Annotated in this window: 23 protein-coding genes, 1 pseudogene and 1 riboswitch; of the genes and pseudogenes, 15 read left to right on the top strand and 9 right to left on the bottom strand. The window is 33.7% G+C overall.

What is annotated here, in order from left to right; all coding sequences use genetic code 11:
• Positions 1–13 precede the first annotated feature (13 nt).
• Both AC1DMU_RS11160 and AC1DMU_RS11155 read right to left on the bottom strand, forming a co-directional pair.
• Entirely contained in the window at positions 14–214 is a 201-nt protein-coding gene (locus AC1DMU_RS11160) for a helix-turn-helix transcriptional regulator (RefSeq protein ID WP_087984149.1), read from the bottom strand.
• Entirely contained in the window at positions 202–561 is a 360-nt protein-coding gene (locus AC1DMU_RS11155; protein WP_033656368.1) for a DUF3796 domain-containing protein, read from the bottom strand. Before AC1DMU_RS11155 ends, AC1DMU_RS11160 begins: the two co-directional genes overlap by 13 nt.
• 180 nt (positions 562–741) lie before the next feature.
• On the opposite strand from AC1DMU_RS11155, the gene AC1DMU_RS11150 reads away from it, so the two are divergent.
• The 6 genes from AC1DMU_RS11150 (at position 742) to AC1DMU_RS11125 (ending at position 6,406) form a co-directional block, all read left to right on the top strand.
• On the top strand, positions 742–936 hold the full coding sequence (locus AC1DMU_RS11150) for a hypothetical protein (RefSeq protein WP_088064046.1): 195 nt from the start codon (positions 742–744) through the stop codon (positions 934–936).
• Between the two features lie 79 nt (positions 937–1,015).
• Positions 1,016–1,741 carry an ABC transporter ATP-binding protein gene (locus AC1DMU_RS11145; RefSeq protein ID WP_088064045.1) on the top strand — a complete coding sequence of 242 codons (726 nt, stop codon included), beginning with the start codon at positions 1,016–1,018 and terminating at the stop codon, positions 1,739–1,741.
• On the top strand, positions 1,734–3,392 hold the full coding sequence (locus tag AC1DMU_RS11140) for a putative ABC transporter permease subunit (protein WP_088064044.1): 1,659 nt from the start codon (positions 1,734–1,736) through the stop codon (positions 3,390–3,392). The genes AC1DMU_RS11145 and AC1DMU_RS11140 overlap by 8 nt, the downstream gene beginning before the upstream one ends.
• A 56-nt stretch (positions 3,393–3,448) precedes the next feature.
• Positions 3,449–4,207 carry an SDR family oxidoreductase gene (locus AC1DMU_RS11135; protein WP_088064043.1) on the top strand — a complete coding sequence of 253 codons (759 nt, stop codon included), beginning with the start codon at positions 3,449–3,451 and terminating at the stop codon, positions 4,205–4,207.
• 338 nt (positions 4,208–4,545) lie between these two features.
• The gene (locus AC1DMU_RS11130) at positions 4,546–5,256 is read left to right on the top strand and encodes a hypothetical protein (protein WP_087984155.1); all 711 of its coding nucleotides are present in this window, start codon (positions 4,546–4,548) and stop codon (positions 5,254–5,256) included.
• Positions 5,257–5,335: 79 nt separating this feature from the next.
• Positions 5,336–6,406: a pyruvate kinase gene (locus AC1DMU_RS11125; RefSeq protein WP_088064042.1), complete on the top strand. Its 1,071-nt coding sequence runs from the start codon at positions 5,336–5,338 to the stop codon at positions 6,404–6,406.
• Between the two features lie 50 nt (positions 6,407–6,456).
• Here AC1DMU_RS11125 and AC1DMU_RS11120 read toward each other — a convergent pair whose 3' ends face one another.
• Both AC1DMU_RS11120 and AC1DMU_RS11115 read right to left on the bottom strand, forming a co-directional pair.
• The gene (locus tag AC1DMU_RS11120; RefSeq protein WP_002008111.1) at positions 6,457–6,738 is read right to left on the bottom strand and encodes a DUF1292 domain-containing protein; all 282 of its coding nucleotides are present in this window, start codon (positions 6,736–6,738) and stop codon (positions 6,457–6,459) included.
• A gap of 155 nt (positions 6,739–6,893) precedes the next feature.
• Positions 6,894–7,577, bottom strand: coding sequence for an NAD(P)H-dependent oxidoreductase (locus tag AC1DMU_RS11115; protein ID WP_088064041.1), 684 nt, complete (start codon positions 7,575–7,577; stop codon positions 6,894–6,896).
• Positions 7,578–7,706: 129 nt separating this feature from the next.
• Between AC1DMU_RS11115 and AC1DMU_RS11110 the strand changes: the two genes are divergently transcribed.
• Positions 7,707–8,087 (top strand): winged helix-turn-helix transcriptional regulator, encoded by a 381-nt coding sequence (locus AC1DMU_RS11110; RefSeq protein WP_000340656.1) that lies wholly within the window; start codon positions 7,707–7,709, stop codon positions 8,085–8,087.
• Positions 8,088–8,208: 121 nt separating this feature from the next.
• On the opposite strand, the gene AC1DMU_RS11105 is transcribed toward AC1DMU_RS11110, so the two are convergent.
• Positions 8,209–8,520: a hypothetical protein gene (locus AC1DMU_RS11105; protein ID WP_088064040.1), complete on the bottom strand. Its 312-nt coding sequence runs from the start codon at positions 8,518–8,520 to the stop codon at positions 8,209–8,211.
• Between the two features lie 162 nt (positions 8,521–8,682).
• Complete coding sequence (locus tag AC1DMU_RS11100; protein WP_088064039.1) at positions 8,683–9,960, bottom strand: histidine--tRNA ligase; 1,278 nt, start codon at positions 9,958–9,960, stop codon at positions 8,683–8,685.
• A gap of 339 nt (positions 9,961–10,299) precedes the next feature.
• Here AC1DMU_RS11100 and ybaK point away from each other — a divergent pair, with 339 nt between their 5' ends.
• The 4 genes from ybaK to AC1DMU_RS11080 all read left to right on the top strand — a co-directional run bounded on the left by ybaK (position 10,300) and on the right by AC1DMU_RS11080 (position 14,189).
• A complete protein-coding gene (ybaK, locus tag AC1DMU_RS11095; RefSeq protein WP_088064038.1) occupies positions 10,300–10,776 on the top strand; it encodes a Cys-tRNA(Pro) deacylase in 477 nt (158 codons plus the stop codon).
• Positions 10,777–10,869: 93 nt separating this feature from the next.
• Entirely contained in the window at positions 10,870–11,721 is an 852-nt protein-coding gene (locus tag AC1DMU_RS11090; protein WP_088064037.1) for a P-loop NTPase family protein, read from the top strand.
• A 313-nt stretch (positions 11,722–12,034) separates the two neighbouring features.
• The gene (locus tag AC1DMU_RS11085) at positions 12,035–13,159 is read left to right on the top strand and encodes a helix-turn-helix domain-containing protein (RefSeq protein ID WP_088064036.1); all 1,125 of its coding nucleotides are present in this window, start codon (positions 12,035–12,037) and stop codon (positions 13,157–13,159) included.
• A 13-nt stretch (positions 13,160–13,172) separates the two neighbouring features.
• Positions 13,173–14,189, top strand: a complete 1,017-nt coding sequence (locus tag AC1DMU_RS11080; protein ID WP_142291781.1) for an alpha/beta hydrolase family protein — start codon at positions 13,173–13,175, stop codon at positions 14,187–14,189.
• 269 nt (positions 14,190–14,458) lie between these two features.
• Here AC1DMU_RS11080 and AC1DMU_RS11075 read toward each other — a convergent pair whose 3' ends face one another.
• The 3 genes from AC1DMU_RS11075 to AC1DMU_RS11065 form a co-directional block, all read right to left on the bottom strand.
• Positions 14,459–15,115, bottom strand: coding sequence for a GAP family protein (locus AC1DMU_RS11075; RefSeq protein WP_088064035.1), 657 nt, complete (start codon positions 15,113–15,115; stop codon positions 14,459–14,461).
• Positions 15,116–15,128: 13 nt separating this feature from the next.
• Entirely contained in the window at positions 15,129–15,887 is a 759-nt protein-coding gene (locus tag AC1DMU_RS11070; RefSeq protein ID WP_088064034.1) for a MerR family transcriptional regulator, read from the bottom strand.
• 65 nt (positions 15,888–15,952) lie between these two features.
• Positions 15,953–16,096: a hypothetical protein gene (locus tag AC1DMU_RS11065; RefSeq protein WP_179196846.1), complete on the bottom strand. Its 144-nt coding sequence runs from the start codon at positions 16,094–16,096 to the stop codon at positions 15,953–15,955.
• A gap of 216 nt (positions 16,097–16,312) precedes the next feature.
• Between AC1DMU_RS11065 and AC1DMU_RS11060 the strand changes: the two genes are divergently transcribed.
• The 4 genes and pseudogenes from AC1DMU_RS11060 (at position 16,313) to AC1DMU_RS11045 (ending at position 20,771) form a co-directional block, all read left to right on the top strand.
• Positions 16,313–16,888, top strand: coding sequence for a TetR/AcrR family transcriptional regulator (locus AC1DMU_RS11060; RefSeq protein WP_088064033.1), 576 nt, complete (start codon positions 16,313–16,315; stop codon positions 16,886–16,888).
• A gap of 49 nt (positions 16,889–16,937) precedes the next feature.
• Positions 16,938–18,159, top strand: a pseudogene (locus AC1DMU_RS11055) (MFS transporter).
• Positions 18,160–18,324: 165 nt separating this feature from the next.
• A riboswitch (purine riboswitch) is annotated at positions 18,325–18,428 on the top strand.
• Positions 18,429–18,591: 163 nt separating this feature from the next.
• Entirely contained in the window at positions 18,592–19,470 is an 879-nt protein-coding gene (locus tag AC1DMU_RS11050; RefSeq protein WP_088064031.1) for a 5'-methylthioadenosine/S-adenosylhomocysteine nucleosidase, read from the top strand.
• Positions 19,471–19,943: 473 nt separating this feature from the next.
• A complete protein-coding gene (locus AC1DMU_RS11045; protein WP_048544587.1) occupies positions 19,944–20,771 on the top strand; it encodes an endonuclease I family protein in 828 nt (275 codons plus the stop codon).
• The last annotated feature ends 49 nt before the right edge of the window (positions 20,772–20,820 follow it).

The following is a 20,820-nucleotide window of genomic DNA, read 5'->3' as shown; positions in this document are numbered from 1 at the left end:
TTTGTGTCCTTAATTAATCCTCAAAAATAAAAATCTCATCAATCGTACTATGAAGTGCCTTCGCTATATCGTGAGCGAGTTGTAAGGAAGGGTTATATTTTCCTTTTTCGAGATGGCTTATCGTTTCACGACGTACACCAACAGTTTTCGCTAAATCTTCTTGTGTCATGTTCGATTTGGCGCGGTATTCTTTTATTCTCGTTACGAACGCCATGGCGCATCTTCCATTTCATCAACAGGTTTATCATAAAAGAACATAGAGAAGCCGAACGTAAGAATGAGTGTGCTGAAAATAAGAGCGATATCAATCTCTTGTAGCGCCGGGTTTGGAAATAACATTTCAATAAACATAATGATAGCGGTCGTTAGTAATGTAACGATAAATGCATTGCGGCACGATTTATTGACGATTTGTTCAAATAGTTCATCGTGTTGAACCGTTCTATACGTTGTGAAAAAGGAGAAGAAACAAAACATAGTAAACAATCCTTTTTCATAAAAAAAGCCGAGGAAACCGAAGAAACCGAGAAATCCTAAATATTTTATCCAAGTTGTTTTCACGATAGATTCTCCTTTCAGTGTTAGAAATAAATCACGTTATGTTATAAATATATCACATATAAAAATGTATAGTAATAATAGTTTTCCAATTCTTTTCATAATAATAGTAAAAAGAGGAAATATACTGCGAAATAAAGAGGATAATATTGTAAAATGGTTGTAAGGAGGGGGGAGGAAGGAATGTTAACTTGGATCATGATCGTTGTATTACTTGTAGTCATTACTGTAGTGGCGACGGTGTTAATTGGGCGAAATGGTGATGCGAATTATAGTAAAGCGACAAAAGGGAATATTAAACGGCTGACGATGATTTATATTATACTAGCTATCGTTTTAATCGTTGGATTAGGTTTGTATATTTATTTTAAAGGTTAAAAAACTGAAAAATAAAAAAATAGAAGTATGCTATAATGTTAATATAGTTATTTGGTAATTAAGGAAAGGATTGGATGGAATGATTGAAATTACGAATGTGTCAAAAAGTTATAATGGGTCTACCTATGCAGTAAAAGATTTAAGTTTATCTGTGCCTAGCGGAGAAATTTTTGGATTTCTAGGGCCGAATGGTGCGGGTAAATCAACGACAATTAAAATGATTACTGGTATTCATGGGGTGGACAAAGGGACGATTACGATTAACGGTATAGATATTATGAAAAATCCGATGGAAGCGAAGAAGACGTTTGGTTATGTGCCAGATAGCCCAGATATGTTTTTACGTTTAAAGGGAATTGAATATTTAAACTTTATGGCAGATATGTATGAAGTGCCGAAAGAAGTGCGACAAGAACGAATTGAGTTTTTAGCGAAGAAATTTGATCTTTACAATGCGTTATCGGATCAAATTCAAAGTTACTCGCATGGTATGAGACAAAAAATCGTTATTATTGGTGTGCTCGTGCATGAGCCAGATGTATGGATTTTAGATGAACCGTTAACGGGGCTTGATCCGAAATCTGCATATATTTTAAAAGAAATGATGAGAGAACATGCGGATAAAGGAAAGATTGTATTTTTCTCTACACACGTATTAGAAGTAGCGGAAAAAATATGTGACCGCGTTGCGATTATTAATAAGGGAAATCTTCAGTTTAAAGGGAATTTAGATGAAATGAGAGATCATTTTAAATCCAATGAATCACTTGAAAAAATGTTCTTGGAGATGACGGGCAATGAGTAAAATTTGGACGTTAACGAAAGTATTATTGAAATTAAATTATGCAGATTTCATAACAGATAAGAAGAAGCGATGGGCGTATGTATTTTCATTTGCAGCCATTTTATTTGTTGGCTTTTTAATATTTGGTTCGATGACGCACGGAATGTATGAGGGTATGAAACATTTAGGGCAAGACCCAGGAATGATTATCGCAATGGGACTTGCGATTGCGAGTATATGGGTATTTTTAATGAGTATAACGAACATTTTAACTGTATTTTACTACAGTAATGACATTGAAATGTTATTGCCATTACCATTAAAACCAGCACAAATTATTTCGGCAAAATTTTTAACGGTATTAATTACACAATACGTAATGAGTTCATTTATTTTATTACCAATCTTTATTACGTACGGGTTAAAAAGTAGCGCATTTATTACATATTATATATACATGATTTTTATTTACTTACTCTTCCCGATTGTGCCGTTAGTATTAGCTTCATTACTGATGACAGTTATTATGAGGTATACAAATATAGCGAAAAACAAAGATCGAGGCAATATATTTATTGGAATCGTAAGTATACTATTTATTGTAGGAATTAATGTATTTTTACAGTGGAAAAATAAAAGCTCGTTTTCTGAAGATGCGCTTACGAATTATCTTGCGAACAACCAATCTTCTCTTTTAGTACAAATGACAAATTATTTTCCAACTACATATTTTGGAGCAGTGGCGTTAGTAGAAAATGCAAATTGGAAGGGACCTTTATACGTAATAATCTTTGCACTTATTTCATTTGTATTTTTTGTGTTGTTTTATTACATTGCAGAGCGTACATATTTAAAAGGGGTTATTGGACTTTCAACGAGTACAGCAAAAAAAGAGGTCATTTCAGCAGAAGGTTTACAAAAATCAACGGTACAAAGTTCACATTTAAAAGCGTATGTGAAAAAAGAATTTAAAACGTTATTCCGTACACCGCAATTTTTCTTAAATTGTATCGTACAAACTTTCGTTATGCCGATTATGTTATTCTTTGTTTTATTCGTGCAAGATGGGAATTTAAAATGGATTACAGGGTATATTGATAACCCAAAATCAGCAGGATTGGCGATTGGTGTAGGACTTTGTGCATCGTTATTTTTAATGGGAAGTAACGTTATCGCAACAACATCATTTTCACGTGATGGAAGCTCTTGGTTTGTGAATCGTTATTTACCTGTAAAAGCTTCGGATATCTTTTTTGCGAAAGCGATTACTGCTTGGTTAATTAATGTGATTATTTTAGCAGTATTCGGTATTACGATGGCAGTTGTAGCTGGGATTTCTCCTGTATTCATGTTACTGTGGTTTTTACTAAGTGCGAACGGTTTACTGTTAATTAATTTAATTGGTACACGCTGGGATGCACAAACTGCAGATATACATTGGGATACAGAGCAGAAATTATTTAAGAGCCGATATACAACTTTGTGGAACTTTTTAGCTAATATTTTTATAGCTTTAGTTATTGTAGCGGGAGTAAGTCTATTATACTTCTTCCTTCAAGTAGGACTGTGGGTTATGTTTATCGTTTTATTTGTAATGTTTACGATTGTAAATTATATCTTCATTAAAATTTTAAAATTAGGTGCAGAACGCATATTATCAAATATTGAATAAAAAGATAGATCCTCTGTATTCGTGCAGGGGATTTATCCATAGATGGAGGAGAAAAGGTGAAGAAAATAGCAATTGTAACAGGGGCAACTCGTCTGAATGGAATTGGTGCAGCTGTATGCAAGGTGCTTGCTCAAAAAGGGATAGACATTTTTTTCACGTACTGGTCTCAGTATGATAAAGCGATGCCGTGGGGAATGCATGACAAAGAGCCCTTTTTGTTGAAAGAGGAGATTGAAAGTTTAGGTGTTCGATGTGAAATGGCAGAAATCAATTTATCACAGTCGTATTCGCCAAATCGTTTGTTTTATATGGTTTCAGAACGTTTAGGTGATCCATCTATTTTAATTAATAATGCAGCGTATTCTAAACATACGAGAATTGAAGAATTAAATGTAGAACAGCTAGATAAACATTATACAGTAAATGCCCGCGCTACTATGTTATTAAGTTCATTATTTATAAAACATTATGCACTGAAAACGAATGGAAGTATTATTAACCTTACTTCAGGACAGTCACTAGGGCCAATGCCTGATGAACTAGCATACGCAGCAACGAAAGGAGCAATTGAAGCATTTACAAAATCAGTAGCACCAGTTGCGATGGAGAAGGGGATTACAGTGAATGCTGTTGATCCAGGACCGACGAATACAGGATGGATTACAGAGGAGCTGAAGCATCATTTAGTATGGAAGTTCCCACAAGGTAAAGTAGGAGAACCGTCAGATGCAGCACGCTTAATTTCTTTTTTAGTAAGTGAAGAAGCAAAATGGATTACGGGGCAAGTCATTCATTCGAACGGTGGTTACTCATAAATATATTATGTTAACAATTGTTGAGAAACAAAAAAATAAAAGAAAATTTTATTTTTTTGTTTGAATAAAATGTCAAGAAAGATAAAAATTTGATAGGAGAGTATATCGTCATATGAAGATAGTAATTCTTCATTTGACAATATACTCTTTTTCTTTTACTACAGAGAAGAAAAATGAAGTAGAAGAAACTCGAATATTCAAATGGGTTTATCAGTTTTTGTACGTATTATTATGAAGATTACTGTCGGAAAGATGGTGATTCATGTGAAAAGGGATTTTTTAAGGGGAAATCGAATCGTAAAGGGGAGGATAAATAAAGTAAACATAGGGGGATTTATATGAAAATGAAAAAGGTCGCTATCGCATCGATAACAATTGGTACAATGCTTACTATGGCAGCTTGTAGTCCTTCAGCAGATAAAGAGACAGAAAAGAAAGAGCAAGTAACAGCGCAAAATGAAGGAGAATCAAAAACGACAAGTGCAGATGAGACGTCAAAAACAACGAAAGATACTGAAAAAGATACAAATACTTCTTCAAATGAAAAAACAGATAAGGATGCAAAAAATACGAAAGAATCATCAGGAACAGAGAGTAACGGTAAAACGTCATCTCAAAATGAGAATGTGAAAACAAAAGAAAAAGAGACGACAGGAAAAACGAATGACGAAACGACTAGCGGAAAAACAACAGATCAAAGTACAAGTACAAACTCAAACGGAAAAACAACGAAAGATCCGAAGAAAAGCGTAGCTGTGAAAACAAATGTAAAAGAAGTTGCTGCATTAGTTGATAGTTTAGACAAGCAATTAGCTGCAAATCCGAAATTAGAAACAGTAAATAAACTTGGAAAACAAATTAATGAAAAGTGGGATGTAATCGAGAAAGAGTTAGAAGCATCTCACCCAGCTGAATATAAAACAATCGGACAAAGTATGTATCCGTTAATTGTAGGAGCGGAGAAAGAAAAGATAGATATTAATAAAATGAAATCATTAACGACGAAAACGAAAAAAGATTTAACTCAGTTATTAACGAAACTTTCGTAGTTTGAAAAGCCTACTGTGGAAGTAGGCTTTTTTGTGTTGAGAGTGTAAGTAAAGTTTATGGGAAACCTAACGAAAAAGGATGGTGATAAAAATGACAATAGATCGAGTTTGTACAATTGGGCCAGCAAGCCATAATAAAGAAACGTTAGCGCAGTTAATAAACAATGGTATGAAAATAGTGCGCTTGAATTTATCACATGGCACGCATGAAAGTCATAAAGGCATCATTCGTTTAGTCAAATCGTTAGACGATTCTATTAAAATTTTAGGCGATGTACAAGGTCCTAAAATAAGGTTAGGTGAAGTAAAAGGAGAACAAATTACACTTCAGGCGGGAGATTCTTTTATTTTACATACGCAACCAGTTACAGGGAGCAATAGAGAAGCAAATGTTGATTATGAAGGAATCGCGAATGATGTGAAAGTGGGAAGTAGAATTTTAATTAATGATGGCGAAGTTGAGTTAATCGTTGAAAAGATAAGTACGGAAAAAATAGAAACAAAGGTGAAAACAGGTGGTAATATCTCATCTCATAAAGGGGTGAATTTACCAGGGGCAATCGTTAGTTTACCAGCTATTACAGAGAAAGATAAAAAAGACATTCAGTTTCTTCTAGAAGAGGATGTTGATTTTATCGCATGTTCTTTCGTACGGAAACCTAGTCATATAAAAGAAATACGAGATTATATACAACAGTACAAAGAAACGTCACCTAATGTAATTGCCAAAATAGAAACAATGGAAGCGATCGGGAATTTTCAAGATATATGTAAAGAAGCAGACGGAATTATGATTGCAAGGGGTGATTTAGGAGTAGAGTTACCGTATCAATTTATTCCGCTCTTGCAGAAAATGATGATTCAGGAATGTAATCGAACGAATACATATGTTATTACAGCAACACAAATGCTTCAATCTATGGTAGATCATTCTATTCCAACAAGAGCTGAAGTGACTGATGTGTTTCAAGCTGTACTCGACGGAACGAACGCTGTTATGCTTTCTGCCGAAAGTGCGTCAGGCGAGCATCCGATTGAAAGTGTAAAAACATTACGTCTCGTTTCGGAATTCGCTGAGCATGTGAAAAAAGACGGTCCTTTTGTGATGAAAGATGTACTGGAATTGTTGCATAAGTCTTTGGATGAGTGATAAATAAAAAGAGGGCGGATATGCATCCACCCTCGTGTTTTTCATTCTTATTATTCTTGCTCTTGCTCGTCCAAAATTTTATCAAAAGCAGCAGATACTTTATCAAACTCTTCATCATTTTCAATGTATGAAAACTCATTATCTTCTTCTACTTTTAAAAAGAAAATATCAATGTCTTCCTCAGATTCTGTTTGAATGTCTTCTACGAAGGCAACTGCAATATATTCTGCGCCTTCGACATCCATCGCTCCGAGTACTTCTACTTCCTGATCCTCATTATTCTCATCACTGAGAGTAAACACTTCGCCAACTTCAATATCAGACATATCCATTCTCCTCCTGTTCGACTCTAAAAAATAGAGCGCTCAAACTGTATACATACTAACATATCTTTCCATGAAAAATCAATTTCATACATTAGAAAAACAACTGATTCTTCAATAGAATAAGTATTTAGCTAGAAGGAGTTTTATTTGTGAGTGCTATATTACTTAATCCATTCAACAATTGTATCCATAGTTTGTCTTGTTTTATCACGCTTTGGCTCTTCTTTACGGTAACCAAAGGCAACCATAACAGATACTTCAAGATTATCGTCTTTTATAATGCCTTCTTGACGAAGTAAAGAATCTATTTTCTCTTTATCAAATCCTTCTATTGGACAAGAATCAATGCCGATTTGAGCTGCACTCGTCATCATATTACCTAAAGCAATATAAGTTTGCTTAGATGCCCAATCAAATACAGCACGATCGGATTGTAATAAGTTAAAATCTGTTTCCTGGAACTTTTTGAAGAATTCATATCTAATTTTTTGAGTGTCTTCAGGTAATCCAATAATATCGTTCATCATATGTTTAATATACTCTGCATCATAATGCATATCTTTAATATTTCTTGAAAGAACAATGACAAAGTGACTAGCTGTTGCAAGTTGCCCACCAGCGCCCCATGAATACGGTTGTAGTTTTTCTCTTAATTCTTTATTTTGTACGACAATAAATTTCCAAGGTTCATAACCAAAAGAAGAAGGAGATATTCTGCCTGTTTCTAAAATGAAATGAAAATCCTCTTCTGAAATTTTGTGCATAGGATCGAACTCTTTACATGCATGTCTGAAATGGAAAGCCTCCATAATTTTCTCTTTTGTAATTTGTTTTGTATTTGTCATAAAAGTTCCTCTTTTCATTAATTTATTTTTGTAAGTAAATTATATTTTTAAAGTAACATAGATACAAGTACGCACATTAATGTGTTATAGTATCAAAAAAGATACTATTGGTAAGGGAAGGGACTTATGATGGATTGTTCAAACGAAAATAATATAAATTACCCATTTTTAAATAAATATTCTTGTCCAGTGGAAGCTATGGTTGAGGTTATTGGCGGAAAATGGAAAGGGGTTATTTTGTATCATTTATTAGATGGTACAAAGAGATTTAATGAATTAAAAAGATTAAAACCTAATATCACACAAAGAATGTTAACACTGCAGCTGAGAGAACTTGAAGCAGATGGCATTATACATCGTGAAGTATACCGTGAAGTGCCGCCAAAAGTAGAATATTCGTTAACGGAGCTTGGTGAATCACTACGTCCAATGATTCTATTAATGATGGAATGGGCAACTCATAATATGGAGAAAGTTTTGGAGAGTAGAAATACGAAAAATAATAGTTAAGAGTTGTAGAAATAAAAGGTGTTTTCCATATGTGAAGAAACCTTTTATTTTTTACTTTCTTAAATTTTGGTTGTAATTAAAATGCATGTGAATCTATTCTGGGGATGTGCTGTTGATTTTGCTATGAATTAAAAACTTCCTTTTTAGTAGTAGAAGCTGCATCTAATAAAAGGAAAACAGCTGCTATAATATGTAGAACGACGTCTATATAAGGAAAGAAGGCAACTAGAGTAACGATAATACCTATATAATGAGCGTACGTATTCATGCCTGCTTTGTTAGCTAATAAAATAGTAGTAATATGTAAAGCAATCAATAGTAGTAAAGGTATCCCGTCTAGGTTAATAAAACTTGGAGATAAATAATAACAAGGAAGTAATAATAGGTGAGAGATCCCTGTAGTCCACTTTAGTGCTTGTATGTAAGTTTTCAAAGTAAATCCTCCTAAAATAATTAATATCTATATATTACCAAAAATAATAGGTAATTGGATATTAAATACTTGTGATTTTTAGTAGAATATAATTGTTTTATGTTAACTAATGGTTTCGTTATCTATAAAATAGAAAAACCACCCAAACGAGGGTGGTTCGTATTATAAATAACTATTTAAAGAAGAAAGGGGAACCTTCACCTCACTACCTTCCTTCATATTCCGCAGCATAACGGTTTCTGTACTAAGTTCTTCTTCCCCAATAATAAGCACATAAGGGATGTTTTCCTTATTGGCATAATTAAGGGCCCGTTTTAATTTGCGTCCTGCTAGTTCGAGTTCGACTTTTAAGGAAGTTGTAGAACGTAATTGCTGGGCAATTTGTAAACATTGTAATTCTGTCCCGAGTGGGATGATAAATACATCCGCTGTAGATGATATTGTTTCTTTCTGAGATAGTGCTGTGTAAATAACGTCTAAACCGAATGAAATACCGACTGTTGGATAGTTCATATTATCACCACGGAATGCTCCGATAATATTATCGTATCGACCACCGCTACCGATGCTGGATGTAATCGAGCCATCTTTTAAAAAGATTTCATACACGGTACCTGTATACATTGTAAGTCCTCGTGCTAAAAATGGATTGAATATAGCATTTTCATTTATTCCAAGGGCAATTAAGTATTGCTGTAATTGTTGTAGTTTGTTTACTCCATCGGCAACGAGTGGAGTATTGAAAGCGTCTTTAAAGTCAGCAATTGAAAGCTTTAGACAAGATAAAACGGTATTACATATCGTATCAGCCATTTCTTCAGAAATTCCGCGTTCTAATACATCTTTTCGTACACCATCAATCCCAATCTTTTCGATTTTGTCTAATGATAAAATGACGTCACTCGTTCGTTCAGTAGGGATGTTAATGGACTCGAGAATACCATTTAACAATTTTCGGTTATTATATTGGATCGTTACTTCTAAGTTTAGCGTTCGGAACAGTTCAAACGCCATACTCATAAGTTCCGCCTCTGCCATGACTGATTCTACACCGACTATATCAACGTCACATTGAATGAACTCACGAAATCTTCCTTGTTTAATGGGCCCATCTCGAAAGACTTTTCCAATTTCATACCGCTTAAAAGGGAGGCGGATGTTCGGATTCATTGCCACGAATTTTGCGAATGGAATGGTTAAATCGTAGCGTAAGGCAAGGTCACGTTTTCCTTGATCCCTAAGCGTATATATTTCTTTTAAAATTTCATCGCCACCGCCGTACTTGTAAGACATAAGCTCATATATATTTAACGTTGGTGTTTCTAACGGTTTACATCCGTATCGTTCGAACGTGTCTTCACAAGCTCTTTTAATTTTATTTCGCAACACTTGTTCCTCTGGTAAATAGTCTTTCGTTCCTTTTACATTTTTCATTTCCATTATAATCACTCCTTTTTAAATTAAAAAAAGCTATGCAGGTATAAAAATACCCACATAGCTTTATGGACGCTTCGTGGGTCAACAGGAAAAGCCCTGTACCCACGAAGAAAAATTTTTCTTCGGATACACGGCGTTACGTATGATGATGAAGTTGGAAAGAAGTATTTAAATTTCGCATGACAAATCTCTCCTTAACATAAGTTTTTCCAAATTATATCAGATGATTTTTGAATTATCAATATTTTTAGTTTTGAAATATACGTGAAGTTATGTAGAAGAAATGGAAAAGAGTGTATAATAAAACTTAATAATATGAAATAACCTTTTAAGGAGCTCACTATGAAAAAAGATAAAACAAATGCGATGCGAATATTAGATAAAGAAAAAATCGAATATTCGATGATGTCATATGATCCAGACGATGGAAAAATTGATGGCGTATCAGTAGCTGAGAAAATTGGACGAGAAGTGAGAGAAGTATATAAAACGTTAATTGCTCAAGGGAATAGTAAAAATTATCATGTGTTTATCATTCCGGTAGATGAAGAACTGAACTTGAAAGCAGCAGCAAAATCAGTTGGTGAAAAGAAGATTGAAATGATTCCCGTAAAAGATATTACGAAAGTATCAGGATATATTCGCGGTGGTTGTTCACCAGTAGGAATGAAAAAGTTATTTTCTACATGCATTGATGAGAGTGCTCAATCGCTTGAAACAATCATAGTGAGCGGCGGGAAGATTGGTATACAAATTGAGCTGAAAGTGGATGACTTAGCGAAAGTGACGAGAGCGCAGTTTGGTGAAATAATGAAATAATGATACATAGGAAAAGAAGTTCTAGTTTTATTGAGTTTAGATAATAATTTATAGGGTAGCTAGTCCGTTTTGTCTTAGAAAGGTGTAGATTTTTTGAATACGAAATTAATCATAGTAGAAGGGCTTCCTGGCTTTGGGAAATCCACCACTGCAAGCTTGCTTTACGATATTCTAATTGAAAAAAGTATTGACGCTGAGTTATTTCTTGAAGGGAATCCGGACCACCCTGCTGATTATGATGGGGTATCTTGTTTTGATAAAAGTGAATTCGAAAGTTTGTTAGTGAATAGTGGTAATTTTAAGGAAGTAATTAGTGATAGAGTCACGGAGCGAGAAAACAATTATTTATTGCCATATAAAAAAATTAAAAATGAATACAGCTCTAATTTTCCTGAAAATTTATTAAATACCATTTTCAAAAATGATATATATGAATTACCGCTAGAGAGGAATATTGAATTAATAACTGAAAAATGGAGGGATTTTGTTGAAATAGCCAACAACGAAAATAAAATTTATATTTTTGAATGTTGCTTCATACAAAATCCATTAACAATCGGGATGGTTAAATATGGTGAAAAAAAAGAGAAAGTTATAAGTTATATTAATGCATTAGCGAAAATCATAGAAAAATTAGATCCAGTATTGTTATATATAGAACAAGATGATTTGGAATTCTCATTCAGAAAGGTATTTAATGAAAGAGCAAAAGAATGGTCTGCTGGATTTATTGAGTATTATACAAATCAAGGGTATGGGAAAATGAAAGGCTATCACGGTTTAGACGGAACAATTAAAGTTTTAGAAGCAAGAAGAGATATTGAAAGAGAAATATTTGATATGTTAAATATAAAAAAGACAAAAATTGATAATTCACAGTATGAAGCTATCAAATATAAGTCAATGATAATTGGAAAATTGAAATCACTTGAATTTCTAGATTAATGTAGTGCTTTAAGTGAGCAAGAAACTAAGGGTTTTTAACTTCAGCTTTCGAAAATTATACAAATAATCTGTTCACTGGATTCTCATAGAAAACTGTAGTGAGATGAAATATTTGATGTTGAAGCATGTCAAAATCTTAACTAGATGGTTAGTATCGGTACCCACAATAAAAAGGCAGGAACATATCAAATATGTTCCTGCCTTTCATTTTAGAGAGATGTTTCCTAACAGTTGATTTTGTTAACGAAAGTCGACTTTAAATCCATATTTTGTATAGAATAAAGTACATATAATAAAAGTATGAGGTGATACAGTGAGAGAGATTCATATTCATAAAATAATTGCGGATAAGAGAAAAGAAACGGGAATTACGCAGGAAGAGTTAGCAGCGTATATCGGTATTACGAAGGCGTCTGTTTCCAAATGGGAGACAGGGCAGAGTTATCCGGATATTACATTTTTACCACTGTTAGCATCGTACTTTAATATAAGTATAGATGAACTAATCTGTTATACACCACAAATGGAACAGGGAGATATTAGGGATTTATATCATAGACTAGCGGAAGCTTTTAGTGAAGAACCGTTTGATGAAGTAATGATGGAGTGCAGGGGAATAATTAAAAAATATTATTCTTGTTTTCCATTATTACTTCAAATGGGACTACTTTTTATTAACCACCATATGTTAACAAAGGATACGGATAAAAGAATTGGAATTTTAGAAGAGGCAATGTCTCTTTTTAGCAGGGTGCAGGAAGAGAGTGATGATGTTTCTCTTGTGAAAGAGGCGGTATCGTTTCAAGCAACTTGCTATCTTATATTCAATAGACCAAATGAGGTGCTTCAATTACTTGGTGAAACGATACGTCCTAATTTTCCAGAAGAGGATTTAATCGCACAAGCGTATCAAATGCTTGGAAATGCTGAAAAGGCGAATGAAATGATGCAAATTAGTATGTACCAACATTTAATACACCTCGTTGCGACGATACCGAATTATGTAGTAGTAAATGCTTCAAACACTGAAAAGGTAGAGGTAATTTTAAATAGAGCTTTCCTGTTAATAGATATATATGAAATAGAAACATTACATCCCAATATGACTTTAAAAGTATACTATGCTGCTGCACAAGTATATTGTATGCAAGGGAATTTTGAAAGAGCATTAGAAATGTTACGGAAATATGCAGCGGTTTGTGCGTCTAGCTTTACAATAAATAGTCTGCATTTACACGGCGATTCATATTTTGATGCGATTGATGGATGGTTTGCAGAATTTCCGCTTGGCGCTAAAACGGTTAGAAATGAGGATATTATAAAGCGAAGCATGCTACAAGGTATTGCAGAGAACCCCATTTTCGCATCGATGAAAGATGTAAAAGAGTACAAAAATATAATAGCGAGTTTGAAATTTAAATTGGATATAACAGATTAGAGGGAGGACAAATATGATGACCTTTGACGAATATGAAGTAGCGATAAATAGTGAATTTACTTTGCAAGGTACGATTACTAAACCGAAAGCTGACGGGAAGTATGCTGCTGTTGTCATTATCGCTGGTTCTGGAGAAGTTGATCGTGATGGAATGATTGTACCGTTAAAGCTTGCGTCGAATATTTACAAAGATTTAGCACATGTAATAGCGAGACTTGGAGTAGTAACGCTCCGCTTTGATAAGCGCGGGGTAGGAAAGAGTGAAGGGGAATTTCAGAAGACTGGAATGTGGGATTTAGTTAATGACATAGAGGCTATGATTACGTATGTAAAAGAACAGCCATTTGTTGATTCGGAAAATATCATTTTAGTTGGTCATAGTGAAGGGTGTATGTTAGCAAGTGTAATAAACGCAAGAACACCAGTTAATGGACTCATACTTCTTACAGGAGCTGCGGAATCATTAGAAGAAGCTACGAAAAGACAAAGAGAAATTGCTTATAAAGAATTAAAAGAACAAAAGGGAATAAAGGGAAAACTAATGCGCCTTCTCAATGTGGAGAAACGTGGAGAGAAGCAGATGGGAAAAATAAAAGAGAAAATGATGAATACAGAAAAAGATACAATTAAAGTTGGTTTTAAACCGATGAACGCAAAATGGTATAGAGAGCATTTTCAGCATGATATTTATAAAGATTTACAACAAGTAACATGTCCAGTACTAGCAATTGCTGGTGATAAAGATTTTCAGGCGAATCCTGAAAAAGCGAAGAGAATTGGTGATTATGTACAAGGTGATTCTGAAGTATACGTAATAAAAAATATGGATCATACCTTAAAGTATTTTGAAGGAGATTTTAAAGCGTTACAATTTAAAAAGATTTATACGGAAAGTGCAGATAAGCCGCTTCATCCAGAGTTGGAAGGAATAATTGTAAATTGGATGGATGCGCGTTTTATCTCGCATAAGATCCCTGCATCAACATTAAGTGAATATGAGGGAGATGGAAAGGAGAGTAACTGTCTGTAAAAGACGGATTGGTTTAGATTAATAATAGGTATAAGTTCTTTAGTAGTTTCAAGCATATCTCCCTGACCGTACATTCTATAGTAAGATAATAAGCTTTTGTTATTAGATTGCTATAGTAAATCCTCTTAATCAATTCAATATACTACTAAATTCTGTATAGGGGTGTTTATATAAGGTTCGAAGTATAAATTCATATTCCGCTTCAAAACTTTTATCTAAATCAATATAGGTGTAGGCTCAAAGTAAAGTTAGAACAATTATATAACCCCCTATAAATAATCCAGGCTATTTAATATTAGGAGGAAGCCAACTATACACATAATCCATGACAGAGCTGATCCTGAATGATTAGCGATTTTCATTCGAAGCCTCTCGAGAGATTTTTGCATCCATCGACCAAATAGGAGATAGAGGAGAAACAGCAAGAGAGAGGGCAATACCATGATAAAGTTGTATCCAGCTAAAATAGAAGACCATTCTATCCATGATAGATTAGAAGTAGTTAATATGCCGATTGCTGCAAAATAAGGGAATGCAGTTCCCACTTCAATTAATGTAGTAGTGAATCCGAGCGCAATTATTGAAAGAATGCTATTTGATTTTGGTGAAGGGAGCTTTGAACTTTTCTTTGGTGGAATATAAAAGCTTGCGATGAATAATAGGGCTCCAATAATAAAGAACGTCCAGCTTACGATTTGGTTTTGAAATACGCCAGAAATAATCTCAAACAAAAAATCTAATCCTAGCATGAGTGAAACTCCAACAACAAAATAACATCCAGCTACCGTCAATAAATAAACGAATAAACGTTTCGTGAGACGCTCTTTATCTGTTAAAAGTAGATATATTGTTACTCCTATTGTAGTAGGGCTTAGCGTGTCCAATATAGCTAATCCGCCTATTAGGAGAAGGTGTTCTGTACCCATCGTGCTTTCCCCCTTATTTCGGCTCAGGATTATTTTTTTCAGTCATAAAAATGGCATATGCCTCGTTCATAAACTGAAGCACATCTTGATCAATTGGATATAAACTAAGTTTCTCTGATTGTTTGGGAGACATCCTTATCTCCCAAAGCTTATTTAGAAATTCATCCTCACCTTCAAATTCATCTAAGCGTTTTTCCTCCATTCTTCTTATGATATTTTGAACTTTTGTTGCTTTTGGACCGTCCTTCATATAACGCTTTAACTGGCCGATGAGAGCAATCCATTCAAGTGAATCAGAACAGTCACTTGCCATTTTGGGAACCTTTTCCAATAGTTTTATTTCTTTTTCTTTAAATACAGATTCGCGATAATACTGTTGTATATCTTTATCTTTGCTGGATAATTGCATAATCTTCTGAATCGCAATCCAGCTTTCTTCTCCTTCTATCGCAATTCCATTTATCAATTCCCGTAAGGATAATTCTATTTTCTTTAAATGTTCCTGCTCTTTTATGACATAAGATAATTGACTCTGTAAACTATCCGACCAATTCCACTCATTGAAGTCGAGCATATTTTTAATCTCTTGTAACGGAAATCCAACCTTTTTTAAAAATTGAACTTGCTGTAATTTTTTTATTTCTTCATTTGTATATAAACGATGGCCACCCTCTGTTTTGGATGCTGGTTTTAATAATCCGATTTTATCGTAATAACGCAGTGTCCTTACTGTAACGCCTGTCAGTTCTCCAACTTTATTAATGTGTATCAACGGATAAACCTACCTTTCTGTACGTTAAGATTTTATCGTTAACGATTATTTTCTTCAAACCACATCTATTTTTCTTTACTAAAAATGTTTTTAAGTAAGTATCCTGCTCCTAGCCCAATTAGTACACCAGGAAAGGCATGATCCAATGTCATTCCGATCCCTGCACCTATAATGACGCATCCATAAATAATAATATCGCCTTGCTTCATCTAAAAACCTCCTATTTTTTTAATTTCTTTTATGAAATTGCTAAATAGTAGCTACTTAACAGTATATAAAATGACCCAACGTCAACTTCAAGTGTTTTTGATTTTTATTAATAAATTTATATAACTCTTTAACAGAAGGCTTAGTTTCGAAATGTTTTTATGGACTTATCGTTCCGAAAAATTTATACTAAATTATATAATAGGGGGTGTTGTTAAATGGGTAGAAAGATTAGTTTTAACAAAGAACATGCTTTAAATAAAGCGATGCATTTATTTTGGGAGAAAGGTTATGATGCTACGTATATTTCAGAGCTTATTGAGACAATGGGTATAAGTCGCTCTACTCTGTACGATAGTTTTGGAGATAAGGATGCACTATTTAAACTAGTTTTGGAACATTATAAAAATTATGGCTCTCAAAAGAGAAATTTACTTTTTAGTGGTATAAACACAAAAGCATCACTTCAATCCTTTTTTTATCAACATATTGAAAAATGTTATTCAGATGAAATTCCAAAAGGTTGTATTATAACAAATTCTTCACTGCTTATTGGACAAATTGATCCTTCCATAGAAGAGATACTCATAAATGATTTTAATGAACTTGAAAAAGTATTTAAGCAAGTTATCGAAGAAGGAAAAAAGAAAGGCGAAATTTCACAAGAGGCTGATACTGAATTAGTTGCATATTCTTTATTAAGTTTAAACCACAGCTTGAATATAATGTCCAAATATAAAAAAGAAAAAAATTTAGCCTATCGCCTAGTGGATAAGACTATTGCAGACCTATAGTCTTTCTTTTTTTAATGATTTAGGAATGAACGTTCCAAAAAAGAAAGGAATGGTAAAGTTGAATAACAAGACAAATTTTCTAATATTTATTTTAGCGATTAGTTGTGGCTCACTTGCTGCAAATATTTATTATGCGCAACCAATTGTACAATTCATTGCAAAGGACTTGAATATCTCCTCTGATTTATCTGGATTGCTCACTACTTTTACGCAAATTGGTTATGGATTGGGATTGTTTTTTATCGTACCAATGGCAGATTTATTTAAAAGTAAGAAAATAATAGGGGGTCTTATCGGGCTTACTATTCTTTCATTAATTGGTGCGTTAATTTCGACACATGGAATTGTTTTTTTACTATTAACAACTATAATTGGCATTGGAGCCTGTGCTGCTCAAATGTTAGTTCCGCTAACAATGAGGATTGTGCCTATTGAAGAGACGGGGAAATATGTCGGTAAAGTAATGAGTGGTTTATTGATTGGGATTATGATTGCTCGCCCATTATCGATCGGAATAGCTGAATGGTTTGGCTGGAGAATGGTATTTCTTTTTTCATTAATAGTCTTAGTTGCTGTCTTACTGTTAATTATAAAATTTTTACCCAACTATGAAGTGGTATCGACTAGTAACATGTTATATCCAAATTTAATAGCTTCTATGGTAAAACTACTCATACATACTTCTCCGTTACAACAACGAGCTTTTTATCATGCATGCTTATTCGCAACATTTAGCCTTTATTGGACAGTTATTCCCATTTTATTAAGGTCGGAGCCATTACATTTCTCAAATAATGAAATTGCATTGTTTGGATTTGTTGCAATAGCTGGAGCTGTATTAACTCCTACTATTGGTAAAATAGCAGATAAAGGTTATATGTTTACAATGACTAATCTATCAATGGTGCTCGTACTATTATCTGTTGTACTACTATTTTTTGTTCAAGATCATTCACTGTTTAGTGTGATTTTAATACTTATTTCAGGCATTAGCATCGATATTGGTGTAGCAGGAAATTTATTATTAGGTCAAAAAGTTATCTTTAGTTTGAATCCCGAGATAAGAAACAGACTGAATGGATTATATATGACCATCTTCTTTTTGGGGGGGAGCCTTTGGTTCATGGGTTGGAAGTTATACGTACTATAAATTTAATAGTGAAGTAACTTTACTCATTGGAGCAGCTTTTCCTTTAATCGCCTTAGTTGTTCATTTCATAAAGAATAATACAAAAAAATTATCGAAAACCAAAAGTGAGTTCATATCATGACTATAGTTTAGTGTTTTTGATTGTAAGTTTTTTTGTGGTATTATCCACTGAAAAATGAATAACATCATCTTTTTTTGTGTAAAAACGAACATTTTAATTATTTTTAGTTAAAATGTTCATATTTAGATTGCATGCACACTAAAAGTTTGATATATTACCAATATAATAATTTTACACATCATCACTCGTATATACTCGGTAATATGGTCCGAGCGTTTCTACCTAGTTCCCAATGAAAGAACTGGACTACGGGTTAAAGTATTCGGCCGTGCTATGTAATGTACGCTACCGATTTATAATTTTGCATGTGCTTAATTAACTTTGACTACCGTAGTTCTAGAAAGTAGAGATTCTTCTACAATTTCTAGAACTTTTTTGTTTGGACTAAAAGCATCGAGTATAGAAAACAACAAGAGAAAGAGGAGATTATTTATGAAGAAGAATACGTTGAAAAAATGTGCTGCCCTAGTAACTACTGTTGCATTGTCATTCTCAATACTTGCGGGATGTAATGTGACTCCAAAACAAGTTGAGGCAAAAAGTAATCAACAACCTATTTTAATTCAAGGGCCAATGCCGATAGAGGCTGAGAAGTTTGCAAAAAGGTTAAAAAATGTGAAAGAAGAAAAGTCTGGAACTTTCGTATTTTATAAAGGCACTGTCGACAATTATCCTGTAATCGTAGCGAAAACAGGTAAAGGAATGGAAAATACAGCAGCTGCTACAGCAGTGGCTATTGAAAAATATAAGCCTAAGGCGATTATTAACCAAGGAACATCAGGTGGGCACGATCCAAATTTAAACGTATTTGATATTGTTTTAGGAAAACAAGTAGCAAACATAGGTTCATTAAAAACAACAAATATGGATGAGAATCAAGGGATTGAACCGACAAAGTGGATTTCAATGGACTTAATGGCTTCTGAAGGAAGTGCAGGAGAAGATCCAAATGCTGAGAAAATCCGATACTACGAGGGGGATAAGGATTTACTTGCAGCAGCTAATGCGGTAAAAGATAAATATACAAAAGGTAAAGTGGTTGAAGGGACTATAGGTTCAGCAGATCTTTGGAATAATGAAGTTGATAGAATTAAATGGTTCCATACAAAATACGGTACATCTGTTGAAGAAATGGAAGGTGCTGCCGCAGCGCAAATCGCAAAAGCTTATGACGTACCATTTTTAGGGATTCGAGTATTATCTAACAATAAAACAAACGGCGGAAAATACAATCCAAATACAGCGGCGGCAAATCAAGAATATGTATATGAAGTAGTTAAAAAGTATATAGATTCGATACCAAATAAATAGTAGTAGTTCTGTCTCAATATAAAAATGTTATCATTACTGCGCAATGTGTTGTGAACTCAGAATTACCAAAGTTTCTTTAATTAAAATAGATTGGTGCCTTACATGGTATCCAATCTATTTTTGTACTTATTTTTCAGAGGAAGAAGGGTTTTACACCAAAAAATAAAGACAATTATAGAAAAAGGAAAAGTCGAACGATTTATCAAATATGCATAATTGCATGAAAAAATTGAAATTTATAAGTTAACATTAAACTACTTTTTAATTGTAAAGAATATTTTAATAATCTTTACTAGAGAAGGATATTCCTTGAGAAGTAGATAAACCAAAAGTGTGGAAATAATACAGACTCAATAGAGTTTTGTATTAAATAAAAAGAAAAGGATGGGTATGGCTTTCTAAAAGTTTTTGGGGGTTAGAAAGCATTTTTTAGTTAATGGCTTCAAATTATATGTTAAAGGGGAAATGGGTATATGAAGTTTCGAAATACAAAGCTTGCTATGGTTACACTATCTTCATTTTTTATTTTAAGTACTGCATCTCTATCATTCACAGATATCATACACGGTGAAGTAGCTTCTGCATCACCACAAGAGATTACTGTAAAAAGCTATGATGATACATATTATAATAATGCAATAGGAAAAACGGGTTTAGAGTTAAAGAAGGAACTTCATAATATTATTGATGATCATACAAAGTTATCATACAGTGCGGTTTGGGAAGCACTAAGAGATACTGATGAAGATCCAAATAATAAAAACAATGTGATACTCTTATATACTGGGCGTTCGCAAGGGAAACTTACGAATGGTTCAGGAGTTGATAATTGGAACCGAGAGCATGTTTGGGCAAAATCTCACGGTGATTTTGGAACGACTGCAGGAGCTGGAACAGATTTGCATCATTTAAGAGCGACGGATGTATCTGTAAATAGCTCACGTGGAAATCTGGATTTTGATAATGGTGGTGTGAATCATTCGGAAGCGACAGAATGTAAATATGATAGTGATTCTTGGGAACCTCGTGATAGTGTAAAAGGAGATATCGCTAGAATGCTATTTTACATGGCTGTTCGTTATGAAGGAGACAACGGCGAAATAGACTTAGAATTAAATGAAAAGGTGAATAACAATAAAGATCCATACATGGGCAAACTATCCGTTTTACTAAAATGGAATGAACAAGACCCTGTAGATGATTTAGAGCGAAAGCGTAATGAAGTGATTTTTACGAAATATCAACATAATCGTAATCCTTTTATTGATCATCCGGAATGGGTAAATAAAATTTGGAAGTAAAATACTTAAAGGTATTTTACTTTGAGAGAAGGGATTGATCACTATGATC

It is taken from the genome of Bacillus sp. 01N45, assembly GCF_056399205.1.
The sequence above is the reverse complement of the archived record's forward strand: the minus strand, read 5'-3'. Positions and strand labels throughout refer to the sequence as shown.

What these genes read in the sequence shown, in the direction of transcription:
- AC1DMU_RS11115 (WP_088064041.1), bottom strand. Translation starts at nt 7,577, where the DNA reads ATGACAAATACAAAACAAATTACAAAAGAGAAAATTATGGAGGCTTTC.
- AC1DMU_RS11145 (WP_088064045.1), top strand. Translation starts at nt 1,016, where the DNA reads ATGATTGAAATTACGAATGTGTCAAAAAGTTATAATGGGTCTACCTAT.
- AC1DMU_RS11045 (WP_048544587.1), top strand. Translation starts at nt 19,944, where the DNA reads ATGAAGTTTCGAAATACAAAGCTTGCTATGGTTACACTATCTTCATTT.
- AC1DMU_RS11110 (WP_000340656.1), top strand. Translation starts at nt 7,707, where the DNA reads ATGGATTGTTCAAACGAAAATAATATAAATTACCCATTTTTAAATAAA.
- AC1DMU_RS11060 (WP_088064033.1), top strand. Translation starts at nt 16,313, where the DNA reads ATGGGTAGAAAGATTAGTTTTAACAAAGAACATGCTTTAAATAAAGCG.
- ybaK (WP_088064038.1), top strand. Translation starts at nt 10,300, where the DNA reads ATGAAAAAAGATAAAACAAATGCGATGCGAATATTAGATAAAGAAAAA.
- AC1DMU_RS11100 (WP_088064039.1), bottom strand. Translation starts at nt 9,960, where the DNA reads ATGGAAATGAAAAATGTAAAAGGAACGAAAGACTATTTACCAGAGGAA.
- AC1DMU_RS11075 (WP_088064035.1), bottom strand. Translation starts at nt 15,115, where the DNA reads ATGGGTACAGAACACCTTCTCCTAATAGGCGGATTAGCTATATTGGAC.
- AC1DMU_RS11140 (WP_088064044.1), top strand. Translation starts at nt 1,734, where the DNA reads ATGAGTAAAATTTGGACGTTAACGAAAGTATTATTGAAATTAAATTAT.
- AC1DMU_RS11120 (WP_002008111.1), bottom strand. Translation starts at nt 6,738, where the DNA reads ATGGATATGTCTGATATTGAAGTTGGCGAAGTGTTTACTCTCAGTGAT.
- AC1DMU_RS11150 (WP_088064046.1), top strand. Translation starts at nt 742, where the DNA reads ATGTTAACTTGGATCATGATCGTTGTATTACTTGTAGTCATTACTGTA.
- AC1DMU_RS11080 (WP_142291781.1), top strand. Translation starts at nt 13,173, where the DNA reads ATGATGACCTTTGACGAATATGAAGTAGCGATAAATAGTGAATTTACT.
- AC1DMU_RS11125 (WP_088064042.1), top strand. Translation starts at nt 5,336, where the DNA reads ATGGTGATAAAAATGACAATAGATCGAGTTTGTACAATTGGGCCAGCA.
- AC1DMU_RS11065 (WP_179196846.1), bottom strand. Translation starts at nt 16,096, where the DNA reads ATGAAGCAAGGCGATATTATTATTTATGGATGCGTCATTATAGGTGCA.
- AC1DMU_RS11160 (WP_087984149.1), bottom strand. Translation starts at nt 214, where the DNA reads ATGGCGTTCGTAACGAGAATAAAAGAATACCGCGCCAAATCGAACATG.
- AC1DMU_RS11130 (WP_087984155.1), top strand. Translation starts at nt 4,546, where the DNA reads ATGAAAATGAAAAAGGTCGCTATCGCATCGATAACAATTGGTACAATG.
- AC1DMU_RS11050 (WP_088064031.1), top strand. Translation starts at nt 18,592, where the DNA reads ATGAAGAAGAATACGTTGAAAAAATGTGCTGCCCTAGTAACTACTGTT.